A 2,246-nucleotide genomic window follows, 5' to 3' on the forward strand; every position below is an offset into this window, starting at 1 on the left:
CCGCGGAACCGCGGCCGGGGCCGACGGGAATTTCATGATCCCGCGCATATTTGACATAGTCCCAGACGATAAGAAAGTATGACGGGAAATCCATAGCGCTGATAACGCCGAGTTCGTAGTCAAGGCGCTGCCGCACCTCTGCCGTTACGGGGTCATAGCGCAGCGGCAGCGCCTCCTCACAAATCTTCCGCAAATACGTTTCGGCCGTTTCCCCTTCAGGCACGGGGAACCGCGGCAAATGGCGGTCATTAAAGCTGATTTCGACATTACATTTGTCGGCAATTTCCAAGGTCGTATCAAGAGCCTCAATATGATCGGGAAAAAGCTTTTCCATTTCTTCCCGCGTTTTCATATAAAACTCGTTATTGGAAAAACGGAAATGCGCAGGGTCGTCCAAGGTGCTGCCTGTCGAAATGCAAAGCTTCACTTCCTGAGCCGGCGCGTCTTCTTTATTAAGATAGTGGAAATCGTTTGTTGCCACCAGTTTTAAGCCGTATTCCTTCGACCACTCTGTAAAAACGCGGCGTATTTCCTTTTCTTCGGGCAGTCCGTGATTTTGAATTTCCAAATAGAAATCATCTTTGCCGAAAATGCGGATGAACTGCTCCAGCGTCCGTCTGGCTCCGGCTTCATTGCGGTTGAGAATATCCTGCTGCACCTGTCCTTCAATGCAGGCGGATAAAGCGATGAGTCCTTCATGATACTGTTCGAGCAGATCAAAGTCGACCCGGGGCCGATGATAGTTGTTTTCGCCGTCCACAAATCCTTTGGAAACGATCTTCACGAGATTATGATAGCCTGCCGTATTTTTGGCCAGCAAAATAAGATGGCAGAGACGTTCCTTTGTCTTCTGCTCGAAACGGCTGCCCCTTGTCATGTATATTTCGCAGCCCAAAATCGGCTTTATTCCCTGCTCTTTTGCCGCCTTATACAGGTGTATGAGACCGTACATATTGCCATGATCCGTAATAGCGACGGCAGGCATCCCTTCTTCTTTCGCCTTCTTCACCATCTCGGGAATACGCGTCAAGCCGTCGAAAAGGCTGTATTGGGTATGATTATGTAAGTGTACAAACGATTTCATAAAAACTCCAAAAAAATCAGTTCAACAGACACTCTTTATTGTAACACTGAAAAAGGAAAAATTCATCCGCTCCCGTTGCGTCCGGACTGCCCGTCCGGGCGCGGAAAACAGCCTCTTTCCCGTTGACAAACATCTCCGATTCTAGTAAAATAATGCTGTTAGCGGGACGTGGCGCAGCTTGGTAGCGCGCTTCCTTGGGGTGGAAGAGGTCGCGAGTTCAAATCTCGCCGTTCCGACCAGCTGAAATAAGACATTGCTCAGTCAATGTCTTATTTTTTTGCTCCCGTGACGGGAAAGAGCCCCTGCAGCTTACCTGCAAAGGCTCTTACCGGTCTTATACTTCTCCGATCTGTGCCATTTCGGCCGCATCCGCCTGTTCCCACATTTCCTTCCGTTTAGCAAAGAAGGGCAACGCCACTTCCGGAAAGAGGGCGTAGCTGAGTACGTCTTCCATAGGCGCGTCGGGATACCCGGCATCGGCCAATTCCCGTTTCGCCTTGCCTACTTCCGGTTCCAAATCATCGGCCGGCCGGTAATCAATAACCGGTTCATCGCCGATGCAGAGCTTGCGGAACTCTTCCGTAATTTCTCCTGGCACGCGCCCGTATTTACCGCGGACAATATCGCGAACTTCATTCGTAATCATCTTATACCGGCCGAAGAGAACATTGAGCGCCGCAGCGGAACCGGTAATCTGGCTCGTAGGCGTTACCAGGGGCGGGTAGCCGAGGTCGCGGCGGACATTGGGCATTTCCGCCAATACTTCATCAAACCGGTCTTCCGCCCCCTGGCTTTTAAGCTGATTGTACAGATTCGTCAGCATGCCGCCGGGAATCTGATACTTCCGCACGGCCGGATTGATTTGACTCGGCATGGTGAGATTAAATTCATCGGCCAGCTGCTTACGCACTTCCTTAAAGTGGTCCGCAACGGGCCAGAGTTTTTCCGTATCAATATTCGTATCATAAATGCTGTCCTGCAAAGCCATGACCATCGTTTCCGTTGCCGGCTGACTGGTAACGGCGCCGAAAGGGGAAAGGGCCGTGTCGATAATGTCGACGCCCGCTTCAACGGCCTTCATATAGGTCATTTCACCGAAGCCGCAGGTACAATGCGTGTGAAGCTCAATGGGAACGGTCAGATGCTTCTTCAGCATACGCAC

General features: G+C 51.1%; 1 protein-coding gene, 1 tRNA gene and 1 pseudogene. 1 reads left to right on the forward strand and 2 read right to left on the reverse strand.

What is annotated here, in order from left to right:
- Positions 1 to 1,084: PHP domain-containing protein (locus HMPREF0080_RS07330; RefSeq protein WP_006790772.1), on the reverse strand; the 1,084-nt coding region annotated here is incomplete at its 3' end.
- 162 nt (positions 1,085 to 1,246) lie between these two features.
- Between HMPREF0080_RS07330 and HMPREF0080_RS07335 the strand changes: the two genes are divergently transcribed.
- Positions 1,247 to 1,323 (forward strand) — tRNA-Pro (locus HMPREF0080_RS07335).
- Positions 1,324 to 1,418: 95 nt separating this feature from the next.
- Here HMPREF0080_RS07335 and HMPREF0080_RS07340 read toward each other — a convergent pair.
- A pseudogene (locus HMPREF0080_RS07340) lies at positions 1,419 to 2,246 on the reverse strand (oxaloacetate decarboxylase subunit alpha); the annotation flags it as partial.

The organism is Megasphaera geminata F0357 (genome assembly GCF_000239275.1).
In the GTDB taxonomy this organism is placed as follows: domain Bacteria; phylum Bacillota; class Negativicutes; order Veillonellales; family Megasphaeraceae; genus Megasphaera; species Megasphaera geminata.